The sequence below is a fragment of the Bacillus cereus group sp. Bce019 genome (assembly GCF_051781745.1).
Lineage (GTDB): Bacteria > Bacillota > Bacilli > Bacillales > Bacillaceae_G > Bacillus_A > Bacillus_A cereus.
The window spans coordinates 501940-518281 of the sequence record NZ_JBPWJX010000002.1 but is presented as its reverse complement, the minus strand read 5'-3'; the positions used below and the strand labels follow the sequence as shown (position 1 = coordinate 518281).

The following is a 16342-nucleotide window of genomic DNA, read 5'->3' as shown; positions in this document are numbered from 1 at the left end:
TATATTGTTATTCATTGACAAGTACTTTCTCTTTTTCTGATACAGATAATGTTTTTTCTTTCTTCTTTGACATTACCTCTTTATCGGAAATACGTAAAGAAAATAGTAGTGCTATGAGCAAAAATATTGCTGATCCAATTAATGCTGCTTGATATGGTAAAAAATCGGATTGAGCGTTATTACTTCCAAAACCAGCTAGTATACTAGCTAAAACAGCTACTCCTATTGCTGAACCTAATCGATTTTGCACATTGAATATAGTAGTAGCTCTCCCCATAGAAGGCGGCGTGATATTGTTAAAGGCAGAAAATTGAACCGCACCGACAGATTGACCTAAGAAAATACCGATACCAAACAATAATGCGCGGATTTGCCACGGATTCGTATCGTGATTTACAAAACTTAATAAAACAAAGATAACCACGGTACAAATTAATCCAATAGAAATTACCTTTCGCGCTCCTAATTTTTTATATGACCATGGCACAATTTGTGAAGAAATCATTAATCCAATCGCCTCTGGAAATGTCGTAAGTCCTGATTCCAGCGCGGAAACTCCTATCACATTTTGATACATAAGTGGAAAAACAAATAACATTCCTAGTAAACCAGCTGATGAAAATAATGATATAAGACTCATCTTTCTAAACACTGGTTCTTTTAATAAACGTAAATCTAACATCGGTTGCTTTACTTTCAGTTCTACGATTATAAACAATGTAATGAATACACCCCCAGCTATCCCAGTACTCATAATTTCTGGAGAAATCCACCCTTTTGATGGTCCCTGGCTGAGCGCATATATGAGCATCGCAAATCCTGGTGCTGATAAAATAAAGCCGAGCGAATCAAAGCGACCAGCTGATTTTTCAACATGCTCTGCTAAAAATAGAAGTCCAAATAGCAATGCAACGATTCCAAACGGTAGATTAATATAAAATGCCCAACGCCAAGACATTTGATCTACAAAGAAACCACCGACGATAGGACCAATTGCTGGTGCTACAGCAATTGGAAGTATAATGAACCGAGAAATCTTCGGTCTTTCCTCTGGTGAAAATGTTCGAAATAACATTGCCATTCCAACTGGTGTTAAAAGCCCTCCACCAGCACCTTGAATAATACGGAAAATATTCAATGAAGTAATATCGTTAGCCATTCCGCATAAAGCAGAGGCAATTGTAAATACGAAAAGAGCAATTAAAAACACTCTTTTCGTACCAAATCGATCTCCTAACCAACCAGAAATCGGAAGGAAAACAGCTAAACTAACTAAATACCCAACATTAACCGTCCCCATTGCAGATGCAGGTACTTGTAGTTCTCTACTTATCGTTTGCAGTGCTACATTTACAATCGTTGCGTCCATCGCAGCCATAAACATCGCAGTTATATAAACGATACTTACAACTACTTTTGGATTTAGTTTTTCTTTCATTATCGTTTTCCTGCTAATGTTTTTTCGCGAACTTGATTACTTTTTGGATTCAAATCTTTCCAGTTATATTCAACATATTCTAAGCAGCTCTGCCTACTAGCTTCTTCATATACGACATTCCAGCCAATAGGTACATCGAGAAAAGCAGGCCAGAGAGAATACTGGCCCTCCTCATTTATTAATACTTTATATGTGTAATTATCATTTTCAAATGGATTCGTCATACTCTACTTACCCCTTTCTTATTCTGCAAATATTTCGCTAATACTTGTCCAATTTCCGTAAGCGGACCTGGCTGACATAGATCTTTATGTCTACAATCAATATCGTGCTGCACAATTTGCCCGTCTAAATAATTTAGCCACGTATTTGGAGAAATAGGATCAAACCAGTCTGGTATAACAGTAGATCTAAAGAACAGGATATCTCCGTTATAAACTTTCGGTACATATTTCCCTAACAACCCTACTGAATTTACATATGTTTCTTTCAAGTTCAATATAGTCTCTTCTTCAAGACTTGCTAATGCACTTCCATCTTTACGAAGGATTTCAACTGCACTTTCCATTGTAAGTGGTTTACCATCCATGTTATCTGGGTCATATCCGCCTAAAGCAAGTAATGCGATTAACGCTTCCTCTTCAGTAGGCGCTTCCGTATTCGGTAAGAAGTGTCCAGGATAAGAGTCAAGCATAACGAGTAATTCTACTTCTTCCCCTTCATTTTGTAATTGCGCCGCCATTGCATGCACAACATTTCCTCCAAGCGACCAACCTAGTAAACGATATGGTCCATGAGGCTGTACTTCACGAACGTGTTTCAAGTAATCCGCCGCCATCTCCTCTAAACTTTTTGGAAGTTCTTCATTTTTAGCAATACCACGTGCTTGCACACCATAAATTGGATAATCTGTTCCTAAAGATTTCATAAGTCCTGCATAGCACCAACTTAATCCACCTGCTGGATGTACACAAAATAGTGGTAATTGATCCCCGCTTGCTCGTAATGGAAGCAACACATCAAGTGCACTTTGACCATTCCCCATCTCAAGTCTTTCAGCTAACCCTGCAACAGTCGGTGCTGCAAATAAAGTACCAATGTTTAGTTCCACTCCAAGCGCCTCTTTCATGCGGCTCATAAGCTGCACTGCAAGGAGTGAATGACCACCAAGATCAAAGAATCCGTCATCAATTCCAATTTGAGGTACACTTAGCACTTCTGTAAACAAGTCACATAACATTTCTTCTTGCGGTGTTCTTGGACCACGACTAGAAGATGATGCGATAAATTCTGGAGCTGGCAATGCCTTTCTATCTAATTTACCGTTTGGAGTTAAAGGTAACTCATTTACTACTACAAAAGCGTATGGAACCATATAATCTGGTAAACTACCACTAGCAAACTGACGCATTTCATTCGTATCAATTGCTTCATTATTTGATGCAACGATATAAGAAACTAACCGTTTATCCCCTGGTTGATCTTCACGTACAATAACGGCTACTTGCTCAACTTTAGGGTGCTTCATTATGACTGCTTCTATTTCTCCTAATTCAATTCGGAATCCACGAATTTTGATTTGATGATCTGCACGTCCTATATAATCTAGCGTCCCATCATTACGCCAGCGAGCTAAGTCTCCTGTACGATACATTCTTGTACCTGGCTTGCCAAATGGATCTGCGATAAAGCGTTCAGCCGTTAATCCTGCTCTTCCTAAATATCCACGCGCAAGTCCTGCACCTGCAACATACATTTCTCCAACTACTCCAGGTGGGACTGGTTGTAAATAGTTGTCTAACACATACACTTTAAGGTCAGGTATACTGCACCCAATTAAACTATTTGCCCGTAAAGAGACGATAGTTTCATCTAATTCAATATAACTAACATGTACTGTCGTCTCTGTAATACCATACATATTAATAAGCTTTGGTGCGTTATGAGGATGTCGACTATACCAATCTTCTAAGCGACTTAGCTCAAGTGCTTCTCCTCCAAAAACAACATATCGTAAAGATAATTTTTGGCCAATCTCTTCATTTTCACGATCTGCTTGCATCAATTGGTAGAACGCTGATGGAGTTTGGTTTAAAACCGTAACCTTTTCTTTAACAAGAAGCTGTAAAAATTCTTTCGGCGAGCGACTTACAGTATGTGGAACTACAACTAAACGCCCTCCGTATAATAAAGGTCCCCAAATTTCCCAAACCGAGAAATCAAAAGCATATGAATGGAACATCGTCCAAACATCGTTTCCGTCAAACTGGAACCAATGATCAGTTGCTCCTAAAAGTCTCACTACATTTTGATGAGGTATCATAACGCCTTTCGGTCTGCCCGTTGACCCTGACGTATAAATAACGTAAGCAATATGTGATGGAGATAATGGCTTAATTCGTTCCACTTCATCAATATTGTCTTCACTATATTTCTCAACCTCTGCTAGTACTTTCACATCATCAACTAAAACTTTTAGTGCCTCATCACATTCAATTTCCACTTCTGAATTCGTTAAAACACATGATGGTTTCGCATCGTGTAGCATAAATGAAATACGGTCTGCTGGGTAATCTGGATCTAACGGAAGGTATCCAGCACCAGCTTTAAGAACAGCTAATAAGCTTACAACCATGTTTAATGATCTTGGCATCGCTAAAGCAACGAGTTGATCAGGACCAATCCCTTTTGCTATTAGGAATCGAGCTATTTTATTTGCTTTTCTATTTAACTCTTCATAAGTTAATTTCTTATCTTCAAAGACAACAGCAATAGAATTTGGATTTATATGAACCTGCTTTTCAAATAATTGTGGCAATGTCATTTCTGGTGCAATTTGAAAACCACCATTCCACTTTTCTAACACTGTATTTTTCTCTGCTACAGTTAATATTTCTAATTTGCCAATTGATTGCTCCGGATTTGTAGTTGCATCATCTAATAACAAAATGAATCGTTCTATTAGTTTTTGAACCGTTTCACGTTTATATAAATCGGTACTAAACTCTAGTAATCCATGTAAACCGTTCGGAGTACCGTCACCCCCGTTACTCTCACTAATTTCAAATGTTAAATCAAATTTTGCAGAACCGACGCTTTGAATTTCAAGGCTCGCTTCTAAATCTGGTACATGAAACGTTGCTTCTGGTGTATTTTGAAAAGCTAACATAACTTGAAACAACGGGTGGCTGTTTCGAGTACGTACTGGATTTAATACTTCAACAAGTCTTTCAAATGGAACATCTTGATTTTCATAAGCTGCAAGATTTACCTGCTTCACTCTATTTAATAATTCTTTAAAACTTGGATCTCCTGAAGTATTTGTACGTAACACTAATGTATTTACAAATAAACCAACAATATCTGAAAGTACATCATCATTTCTTCCAGCAATCGGACTTCCAATTGGTATATCAGTGCCTGCACCTAATCTTGTAAATAGTACACTAAGCCCTGCTTGCAATACCATAAACAAACTAACTCCATTTTTACGTGCAAGCTCTACTAACCTACTATGCATACCTTCATCTATATGAAAATGAATTGTTTCCCCACGGTAACTCGTCTCAATTGGACGCTGGAAATCTGTAGGTAACTCCATTTGGTCTGGTAAACCTTTAAGTTCTTCTTTCCAAAAATCTAATTGTGTTGAAATAAGACTCTCTTGTGTCGTTTCATCACCTAGCAATTGCTGTTGCCAAAGTGCATAATCTGCGTATTGAACTGGAAGTGACTCCAGCTGAACTCTGTCACCTTGACATCGCGCTTTATACGCCGCTGTAAAATCTCTCGTTAACGGCTGTAATGACCAGCCATCACCTACAATATGATGTAATAGAATTAATAATACATGTTCATTTTCACTCACTGTAAAAAGTTGCAAACGAACTGCCGGCTCAAAATCGAGGTTAAAGCTATATCTTACCGCCTCTGAAAGTACACTTTCTAATTCATCTTTACATGTATTAGTTATAACCATTTCTAGATTTAAGTTTTCCATATCTAAAATTTTCTGATAGGAACTACCTAATACGTTAGGGAAAATTGTTCTAAGTGTTTCATGTTTCTCAACTACATCATAAAAAGCACCTTGTAATGCTTCCCGATTCAATATTCCATTCATACGAATGACTAGCGGAATATTATAAGTAGGACTTGGACCTTCTAAACAATTTAAGAACCATAACCTGCGCTGTGCAAATGAAAGTGGAACTTCATTTGGCCTACTTGCTTTCTGAATAGCTGGTCTTGCGCTTTTTGCATGGTTTAATTGTTTCGCCAGTTCGGCAACAGTTGGTGATTCAAATAGTTTCCCGATTCCTAATTCCACACTTAACGTTTCACGAATTCTTGCCATTAAACGAGATGCGAGAAGTGAATGTCCACCCATTTCAAAGAAATTATCATCAATGCTAATTCGAGAAACACCAAGTACTTCTGCAAATAAATCACATAATATTTCTTCTTTCGGATTTCTAGCAACTCTCTCGTTGTTCATTCCATTAAAATCAGGAGCAGGTAATTTCTTTCTGTCAACCTTACCATTTGGCGTTAATGGTAATTCTTCTAGCACAACAAATGCTGATGGTATCATATAATTCGCTAAACTTTCTGAAACATAAGAACGAATTTCTGAAAGATTAATCGGTTCCTTTTCTTCTGCAACGATATACGCAATGATGCGCTTATCATTTGGGCGATCTTCTCGTACCATTACTACCGCTTGTTGAATATTTTTATGTCGTTGTAATACCGTTTCAATTTCAGCTAATTCAATTCGGAATCCACGAATTTTAATTTGATGATCTGCGCGACTAATGTACTCTAACGCACCATCACTACGCCATTTCACAAGATCTCCTGTACGGTACATGCGCTTCCCTGATTCTCCATAAGGATTTGCAACAAACCGTTCAGCTGTTAACTCAGGTTTTCCTAAATATCCGCTTGCAAGTCCTTCCCCTGCAATATATAATTCCCCAATAACTCCAGGTGGCACTGGTTGTAACCCTGCATCCAATACATACACTTCTGTATTGCAAATTGGTTTTCCAATAGGAGGTATACCCTTTTCACCTTCATCAATGTTCATGAAAGTAGACCAAATCGTCGTTTCAGTTGGTCCATATAAATTAGTTATTGAGCAATCTAATTCTTTTAATTCATTTGCTAAATGAGCTGGAAGAGCTTCACCACCAACAAGTATGTTTAGCCCTTGTAGCTTCTCTGGGTAATCAGTTACTAACGCCTGCCAAAGCGTCGGTGTAGCCTGCATAATGGTCACTCTTTCTTCATGTAAAAGTGTCGTTAATGCAGAAGGCTCTTGTATGTCTTCTTTTTGTGCAATTGTTAAACTTGCACCACTAATAAGAGGTAAATAAATTTCTAGTGCAGAAATATCAAATGCAAACGTTGTAACTGCTAATAAATGATCATTTTCATTTAATGAAAACTTTTGTTGCATAGCCATTAAAAAGTTACTTAAACCTCTCATAGGAACAATTACACCTTTTGGGTTTCCTGTTGAGCCTGAAGTATATATTGTATAGGCTGGGTTTAACAGTGATACATCATTCTTACATGCTATATTCATACGAGAATATGTATGTAACGCTAGTTTCGTTTCTTCTTCATCTAATACAATTTTTTCCATATCATTTTCTATAACTAACTTAGAGGAAACAGATGAATGTGTTATGATACAAACTGGTTTTGCATCATTTACTATATAATTAACTCTTTCTCCTGGGTATTCTGGATCTATTGGTAAATACGCTGCACCAGCCTTTAAGACTGCTAGCATACTAACTACCATTTCTATTGATCTAGGGAATACTAAAGCTACAAACTGATTTGGTCGTATTCCTTCTTCTACTAAATAATGTGCTAGTTCATTCGCTCGTTCATTTAGCTCTTTATACGTAAGGATTACACCGTCACAAGTAATCGCTAGTTTATTGGGATTTTTTTTCACTTGTTTTTCAAATGATATAGGCAGACTGATTAATTCATCGTCTTCCTTCGTTTCATTCCATTCCAATAAAACTTTATGATTTTCTCCAGGCAGAGTAATGTTTATTTTTCCAATCGACTCGTTTTTCTCATAATTATTTACTACTAATTCAAATAAATTCATAAATCTTTCTTTATGCAATGCTAGCTCCGCGTCATTATATACTTCGGGATTTGCATCAAAATGAATCATTAGCTCATTTTGATCAAAACGTTTATATACATTTATTGATAAATCATCGACAGGTCCCGCTGATAAATTATGTGTAATACCACGATTTCCAGCAAAATTTAGCCCGTAATCAAAAGGCATAACATTCACTAACGGTCCAAACAACCTTTGATTTTCACCTAGTAACTTTAAGTCTCTTCTTAATTCCTCATGACGGTATTTATAATGGCGACGTACATCTCGGATTTCTTTAGAAACTTGTTGCAATAATTCCGCAAGAGTTATATTTGGAGTTACTGTAATACGAAGTGGAACTAAATTCATTACCATACTTGGTGTATGAATAGATACAGAACCTAGACGTCCCATCATCGGTAAACCTAAAACAATATCATTTTCACCTGTTAATTTATGCATATAAATACTTGTTATAGCGACAATGAATTCCGGCCAACTTGTTAACGAAATATTGATATCTTCTAGTAAAGTTTTCGTGCTAGAACTAGATAAATAAGCTGTTTCTCGTGAAAATCCATTTGATGTTCTCGGTGCTCGTTCTGCCAAACTTACAACTTCTGGTTCATCTGCATACTTTTCTAACCAAAAAATACGATCTTCCTGAAATTGTTTAGACTCACGATACTCAATATCTTCTTGCACGACTTTTGCAAGAGAACCAAATGGTTTTTCATTCTTGTTTGTTTCTTCTATAAGTGATGTATACTCATTCGCTACTTTTTGGCTAAGAAGTGAAAATCCATAGCCATCCATCACAATGTGATGGATGCGCTGATACCAAAAGAAACGATTATTTTCAACTTGAATAAGTGCTTCAGTAAATAAAGTATCTTTTTTCAAATCGACTGGCATAGATAAATCATTTTTCATCCATACTTTAGCAGCTTCTTCAGGATTTTCTTCTTTACGAACGTCAATAAAATGCATATGAAACTGTGATTCTTCAATAACTTGCCATGGGCCAATTTCATCCTCTTCGAAGCGAACATGAAGTGCTTCTGCTTCCATTACAACTTTACGTACAGCTAATTCAAAAATGTCTTGATGAATATTTCCGTTTATTTCTACATATTCCCCAGTATTATAAATTGGATTAAGCGGATCTAATTGTTGCGCAAACCACATACCAGACTGCGCAGATGATAACGAATGACGAATCTTTTGACTGTTAGGCATTCTTTACTACCCCTTTATTATGTAGTCTATTTGTTACAGCACCTGTGCTGTTTGTGAAGATAGTAAACTGTACCAACCTGCAACAGTTGGACGTTCTGCTAAATCTGCAAAAGTGATTTCTTTCCCTTCACGACGCCACTTTTCTACTAAACTCATAATTCTGACCGAATCAAGCCCTCTATTTAATAAGTCTTCATCAATATCAATACTCTCTACTGGCTCACGAAGTAGTTGTGCAACTAGTTCATGCACTTCCTGTATACTGGTTCCTTCACTCTCATCACCTTTTACACTTTGTAAATCGTTTAACAGTAGGTTTGTTGATGTCGTTACTGCACATCTATTAGATGCATACTCCAATGCTTGTTTATGATGCTCTAGTGAAAAATCAGCAACTGCATCTGCTACAAAGAACGGCTCTATACCATCCATAAATGCTTCACACGCTGTTAAAAGACAGCCAATATGCGCATAAATACCGCAAATAATGAGTTGATCTTTTCCTTTTTCATTTAAAATTTCTAATAGATTTGTCTTTTTAAATGCACTATATCTCCATTTTGTTAGGAATATATCATCCTCATCAGGAGTAAGTTCATCAACAATTTTCTTTTTATCTGGTCCAGCAGGTATACCGTCACCCCAAAAGTCTTGTAATAAACCTCTTTGTTCTAACGTTTGTCCACCAGGTTGCGCTGTATAAACAACTGGTATACCAAGTTGGTTACATTTTTCTCTTATCATTTTAATATTTGAAATAAGTTCTACTTTTGGTGATTCTTTATCGCTATATGCATCAAGAAAATATTCTTGCATGTCATGAATTAAAAGTACTGCACGTTTCGGGTCTGGTGTCCAATTCACTTTATTTTTTGGTAGTTCTGATTCAATTGGCATTTTATATACTGAAATAGATGGGATAGCCATCTAATCACTTCCTTCCGGTTTTTATTATTGTTTTACTGTAATAAGTTTTTCAGCAATGACTTTACGTAGTTCTTTTTTGCTGACTTTTCCGACTCCTGTTTGCGGGAATGATTCAATAAATTCAATTCGATCTGGAATTTTATAAGCCGCTATACCACGTTCCCTTAAAAACATTTTTAATTCACTTACTGCCGGAACTTGTCCGCGAGCTATAACAAAAGCACAGGTGCGTTCACCTAAATAATCGTCAGGCATAGATACAATTGCTACGTCATGGACCGCATCGTGTGCTAATAAATGATTTTCAACTTCTTCCGCAGCAACTTTCTCACCACCACGGTTAATTTGATCTTTATCTCTTCCTTCTACAATGATGTATCCTTGTTCATTTACTTTTACAAGATCACCTGTGCGATAAAATCCATCCTTTGTAAATGATCGTGCATTATGTTCTTCGGCTTTATAGTAACCACGAATTGTATATGGACCTCGTGTTAATAAACTACCTACTTCGCCAGATTGTACATCGTTATCATTTTCATCAACAACTCGTACTTCATCGAGTGCAGACATTGGTCTACCTTGTGTATGAATAATAATTTCTTCCGGATCGTCTAATCTTGTATAGTTCACTAATCCTTCCGCCATACCGAATACTTGCTGTAACGTACAACCAAATGTAGGGCGTATACGTTTTGCGACCTCAGCGCTAAACTTAGCACCACCTACTTGAATAACCTCTAGGCTCGATAAATCGGTATTACGAGACGATGCAGCATCAAGCCAAATCATTGCTAATGGCGGAACGAGCGCTGTAATTGTAACTTTTTCTTTTTCAATAAGAGCAAATGCCTCATCTGGACTACCACCAGTTGCCAATACCACTTTTCCACCCACATAGAAAGTTCCAAATGTCCCTGGAGAACTCATTGGGTAATTGTGTGCTACTGGAAGAACTGCCATATAGACGCTTTCTGCATTCAAATTACAAATTTCAGCGCTTACACGTAAACTATAAATATAGTCATCATGTGTTCTAGGAATTAATTTAGAAAGACCTGTTGTCCCTCCTGATAATTGGAGAAATGCAACATCACTTGGCTGAACTTCTGGTAATGAGACGGGATCCATATACAGATCATTTATGTTCACAAACTCTTCTTCTTCCCCCACTACAATTACACGTTGTAAAGTTGGCACTTTCTCTTTCACTTCTCTTGCTAGTTTTCGATAATCAAAACCGAGAGCCTTATCTGAAATAACGTAAGCGCTCGCCTCGCCAAACTCACAAAAATAACTAATTTCACTGCTTCGATGTGAAGGTAGTGCAAAGACAGGAAGCGCTCCAATTCGAAATAGTGCAAAACATATTTCGAAAAACTCGATAATGTTAGGTAACTGGATTACAACTCTGTCCTCTTTCTTTATTCCTAAATTCAGTAAACCTGCTGCTAAACGATCTGCATTTTTATCAAGTTCACTATATGTTATATGCTTCTTACCACTTACAATCGCAATTTGTTCTCCATATTTCTCAGCCTGCTCTCTTAACACTCCTCCAAATGTTTCACCAAGCCAACATCCTTCATCTCGATAATGATCGGCAAATTCTTTTGGCCATTCTGTATAACCTACTAGCATTCTTTCTTCCCCCTATTTTTCATTAAGTGAACTATCTCTTAACCCTAAAGCTTTTAGCATTGTTTGGAACTTAGCTGATGTTTCTGCTAACTCATCTTCTGGTTTTGACTCAGCAACAACTCCAGCTCCTGCATATAAACGAAGTGTATTTTCTTGTACTTCAGCACAACGAATTGTAACAATCCATTCTCCATCTCCATTTAAATCGCTCCATCCTAGCATTCCTGTAAAGAATTCGCGATCAAATGGCTCAATATGCTGTATAGCCTCTCTTGCTTTTTCCATCGGAGTTCCGCAAACTGCTGGCGTAGGATGAAGGGCAATTGCTAATTGTAAAGAAGAAGTATTTGGATCCTTAAGTTCACCTTTCACTTCTGTAGACAAATGCCACATTGCTTCACTATGAATAACTGATGGCTTTTCTGGAACATGTAATGTATGACAATACGGACGAAGTGCAGCGGCAACCGCTTCAACTACTACCGCATGTTCATGTAAATCTTTTGGAGAAGAAAGTAATTCCTCTGCTCTTCTTTTATCTTCTACTGGGTCTTCACTACGTGGCCTTGAACCAGCTAACGGATTAGAAATAACTTGCATACCATTGCGTGAAACAAGTAATTCAGGACTTGCTCCAATTAGCGTCTTACTGTTCTCTTTTTCATCTTTCGGTAAATTCACAGCAAATGTATAACCATGCTTATTATGTTCTGCTAATTCTCGCAGAAGTTTTTGCTTATCAATCTTTTCCGAAGATTTAACATCTAACGATCTAGATAGAACGATTTTCTTTAAATCACCGTCCTGTATTTTTTTAATTCCTTGCTTCACACCATTCATATAAACTTCAGGGTCTGGCATTGGCGTCATTTCAAATGTTACGTTCTCATTTGTTTCAAGCTGATTTGTTGTATCCAATTGTAAACGCTCAGAAATCCTACTATATTCTGGTACGATCAGTTGGACTTCTTTTCTACGATCGAATGGCAAAGCACCCACAACGATAGGATTTGGATTTCCAGCTTGTTTCGCATTACTTAATGTCGCTTGCACAAGCTCTGGGAAATTTTCAATTTCACGATGCTTTACTGTAGTAAACTCTCCTTCTGCTAATATCGTTCGAGTTGGTGAAGCGAAAAAGAATGAAGATTCAGTCTTATAATCTTCTAAAAGTTTTTCTGACAATTCCTTTACAGCTATATGTTCATTCATAATATAATAACCTCCTGAATTTTTATTAAACTCCTAACGTAGCACCGCCATCGACACATAAATTGTGCATTGTAATATGACTTGCTCTATCTGAGGCTAAAAATAACACGGCTTCAGCAACTTCTGAAGGTTGTGCAATTTTTTGTAATGGAATTCCGAGTCTATATGTATTTTGAGAACCAGCAATTATATTTTTAGCTCCATTCTCATCAGCCCATAGTAATCTTTGCATCTCAGTTTCAGTAGAACCTGGAGAAACTAAGTTGCAGCGTATATTGTATGCCGCAAGCTCTAGTCCTAAACATTTCATAAACATCGTCGTTGCAGCCTTTGACGCAGCATACGCAGCCATCTCCATTCTCGGCGTATTTGCCGCATTTGAACCGACTGTAACAATTGCCCCTGATTTTCTTAACATCATATTTTTACTTACCGCTCGGGACATATTGAAAACCCCTGTAGTATTTACAGAGAATGTTTTATTCCAATCTTCATCACTTAACGAATGAATTGGTCCCATACGTAAAATCCCTGCAACATTTATTAAAATATCTATTGGCGCTATTTCATTTGCAATATGATTTACCATGTCTTCAACAGCAGCGCTATCACTCACATCTAAACGAAACGTTTTCATACGTGTATTATTTAATTCATTTTGATTTAAGAGTACATTTAACCCCTCTTCATTTTGATCAACCGCAATAACTTTGGCTCCTCTTTCTAAAAACATTTTGGCAACAACACTGCCTATGCCTTGTGCTGCACCTGTTACTAAAACTGTTTGCCCATCAAATTCCCCTAAGTTCATTTTCTCTATCCTTTCACATAAACATTAATTTCATTAAGTGACACGATTGATATTGATTTTCATTATCAGTTGTGTTGTAAAAAATAATACACTTACTAAACTAATTGGTCAAGTGCGCATTACTTTAAAATCCATTTTATTGATAATGTTTTTCATTTACTATCTTACACCGAAATGATAATGTTTCTCAATAAACTTGTCAATCTTTTTTTATTTTTCAGATAAAGTATTTTAATGCTTCTTAATAAAATCATATGTAAACGCATTAAAAGTACTTATATTATAAATAAAATTCAAAGTCCTCTTTTTAAAATTGAAGAAGCTAAACTAGAGATACGTTCATTTACAATGCTTTATGAAAAACTCAAGTATATATTTTCTCAATATTTTTCTGAAAATATATCTTACAAATACTAATGAATGTCTTTTTTGTCATTTAAGATTTAATATATATTTCGAATACGATGTATCGATTTATTATATTTCAATATAATCCAAATCTGCATTTCACTCACTTTTACATCTATGAAAATCACAAAAGTAATTTAACCTTGTTAAAATAACTCATAAAAAAGCATCCTAATTAATAGAATAGGATGCTTTTTCGTAATCATAGTGTTATAGAAGATTTGTATACTTATGCTACGCTGCGATACTCTTCTTCTTGTTCTTTTTTCTGTTTAGGTGCTTGAATTAAAATTGCGATAATGAATGACACGACACATAATACACCGATCACCATGAACGTTGGTTTGAATCCACCTAGAAGTGCACCGATAAAGGAACCTGCAAGCGCCCCAAATCCAAATCCTTGATACACAATTCCGTAGTTCTTACTATGGTTTTTCATACCGAAGAAATCACCAACAATAGCTGGGAAAATAGTGATATTTCCACCAAAGCAAAACGCTACACTTGCTACACATACGAAGTAAATACCATAATTTAAATCTACAAAACTTAGAACTAAGACTGAACTCGCCATAACAACAAAAGTACCAGTAACGATTTTTAAACGCCCAATTTTATCCGATAACGGTCCTAAAATGATACGACCTAATGTATTAAAGATTGCAACCATAGCCACCGCATTAGCTGCTGTTGCTGCGCTAAGTCCTACAAGTTGAACACCAATGTCTTTTACCATACCAATTAAGTATAAGCCACTCATACATGATGTAAATAACATGATAAATAATAAGTATACTTGTTTTGTGCCTAACATTTCTTTCGTTGTGTATTCCTTAGTTTTTGTTTCATGAACTGCTCCTTGATCTGCAGCTTGATGGATTAAACAAGCACCAATTACAATCATAGCTGTAACAATTAAACCCCAGTATATAAATGCTTGCAATACACCAACTGATTCAATCAACTGTGCGTTAACGTATTTAAAGATTAAGCTACCTGAACCATATGCAGAGACAGAAATACCAGCAATTAAACCTTTACGCTCTGGAAACCACTTTATTAAATTTGATAGTGAAGTGATATATGCTGTACCATCTGCATAACCTACAACAACTCCCGCTAGTACATAAAGTAATATTAATGAGGACGCTTGTGAGCTAAGTATTAATCCTAGTCCTAATGCTAATCCAGCTATCATAATAAGTTTACGAAGTCCCCATTTTTCTTGCAATTTACTCGCAAATAAAGTTGAAAATGCTAAAGAAAGACTAGTAATTGAGAAAGTTATCGCAACAGCGTTAAGACTCCAACCGTATTTACTAACTAAAGGCTGATTGAATAAACTCCATGTATATATCGTCCCAAGCCCCATTTGTACTATAACTGTGCCAAGGACAACAAACCATGGATTAACAGTTGATTTTTTCATACCTTTCCGCCTCCTCTTTCTATTTCAATGCTATTCGCTAAATTTACTTTTTTTATGTTCATTTTCGTCACCTCTTTTGATTTGACACCTTCATTGTATAAGATGTTTTCGTTTATGTAAGCACTTACAAGACAGGGCGTCAAAAACGTAGAATCAGTTACAAAAAACGAAGGATGAAATACAAAAACTACTTATTAAATACGTAACACGTATTTAATAAGTAGTTTTTGTATAAGATCGATTTACATTTATTTTTGAACTCTTTTTTAAAAAGTGAAACAATAAAACCGTCTCTTTACTATTTATTAAAGAGACGGTTTTATTAGGTCAATTCATAAGCCTGACTTTTTTTATACGTTTATAATTGTTTCTTCAAATGTAACAATTGGCTCTACAAATTCCATCATAATGAAAGCATTTTTAATACGTCTTGTTAAAACTTCTTTTAATTCTGCACACATTTCTTCTGTAAGTGATTTTACAAATACAAAGTTGTGATAATAAATCACACTCTTCTCTTTACTTAATGGGTTTAAAAACATCCCCTCTTTTGTAACGAGAGCATTAGAATGCCCCGATAAAGTTGAAAGAAACGTCTCTAAAATTTTTATTTCTCTTTTTGAAAACGATTCTTCACAAACTACTTTAATATTCATTTCTGTTATCATTTATATATTCCCCCAACCATTTTTTCACAAGGGGATACTATAATACTATTAAATTTTCACAAGACTCCCCTTGTCGTTCATAAAATTCACCAGAAAACTAAGTTGACTAACTTGTTTTTTCCCTTTATTCATATAAATCTCTCCTTTCGTATATATTACTTCTCCATTTGTAATTGATTACCTTTTTATATTAAAGTTTTTCTATGTTTTTAATTGGAATTTTACCAATTAGAGATCTTATTAATAAACGTATATTTTTCTTATACTCCTGAAAAAAACTTTACTTATCTACTTTACGTTTTGTGCTACATAGTGTCTGTTTTTTGAATAATTTGCTTCTCTGCAGTATTTACATAGAAATATTGTTTCGCTAATGCTGAAAACAATTTACTTATAATAAAGTGAAACTTTAATCAGCCCTCACCAA

9 protein-coding genes are annotated in these 16342 nt (G+C 36.0%); all 9 read right to left on the bottom strand.

Features of this window, described 5'->3' with window-relative positions:
• Positions 1–7 precede the first annotated feature (7 nt).
• On the bottom strand, positions 8–1438 hold the full coding sequence (locus ACS2QP_RS06050; RefSeq protein WP_153581312.1) for an MDR family MFS transporter: 1431 nt from the start codon (positions 1436–1438) through the stop codon (positions 8–10).
• Entirely contained in the window at positions 1438–1662 is a 225-nt protein-coding gene (locus tag ACS2QP_RS06045; RefSeq protein ID WP_000184057.1) for an MbtH family protein, read from the bottom strand. Before ACS2QP_RS06045 ends, ACS2QP_RS06050 begins: the two co-directional genes overlap by 1 nt.
• Positions 1659–8816 (bottom strand): amino acid adenylation domain-containing protein, encoded by a 7158-nt coding sequence (locus ACS2QP_RS06040; RefSeq protein ID WP_438882217.1) that lies wholly within the window; start codon positions 8814–8816, stop codon positions 1659–1661. The genes ACS2QP_RS06045 and ACS2QP_RS06040 overlap by 4 nt, the downstream gene beginning before the upstream one ends.
• Positions 8817–8849: 33 nt before the next feature.
• Positions 8850–9743, bottom strand: coding sequence for an isochorismatase family protein (locus ACS2QP_RS06035; RefSeq protein WP_153581310.1), 894 nt, complete (start codon positions 9741–9743; stop codon positions 8850–8852).
• A 24-nt stretch (positions 9744–9767) separates the two neighbouring features.
• Positions 9768–11384, bottom strand: coding sequence for a (2,3-dihydroxybenzoyl)adenylate synthase (locus ACS2QP_RS06030; RefSeq protein WP_438882216.1), 1617 nt, complete (start codon positions 11382–11384; stop codon positions 9768–9770).
• Between the two features lie 12 nt (positions 11385–11396).
• Positions 11397–12596: an isochorismate synthase DhbC gene (gene dhbC / locus ACS2QP_RS06025; RefSeq protein ID WP_001002068.1), complete on the bottom strand. Its 1200-nt coding sequence runs from the start codon at positions 12594–12596 to the stop codon at positions 11397–11399.
• A 25-nt stretch (positions 12597–12621) separates the two neighbouring features.
• Entirely contained in the window at positions 12622–13407 is a 786-nt protein-coding gene (dhbA, locus tag ACS2QP_RS06020; RefSeq protein ID WP_153581307.1) for a 2,3-dihydro-2,3-dihydroxybenzoate dehydrogenase, read from the bottom strand.
• A gap of 637 nt (positions 13408–14044) precedes the next feature.
• On the bottom strand, positions 14045–15247 hold the full coding sequence (locus ACS2QP_RS06015) for an L-lactate MFS transporter (protein WP_438882215.1): 1203 nt from the start codon (positions 15245–15247) through the stop codon (positions 14045–14047).
• Positions 15248–15597: 350 nt separating this feature from the next.
• Positions 15598–15915, bottom strand: a complete 318-nt coding sequence (locus ACS2QP_RS06010; protein WP_000627302.1) for a hypothetical protein — start codon at positions 15913–15915, stop codon at positions 15598–15600.
• Between the last annotated feature and the right edge of the window lie 427 nt (positions 15916–16342).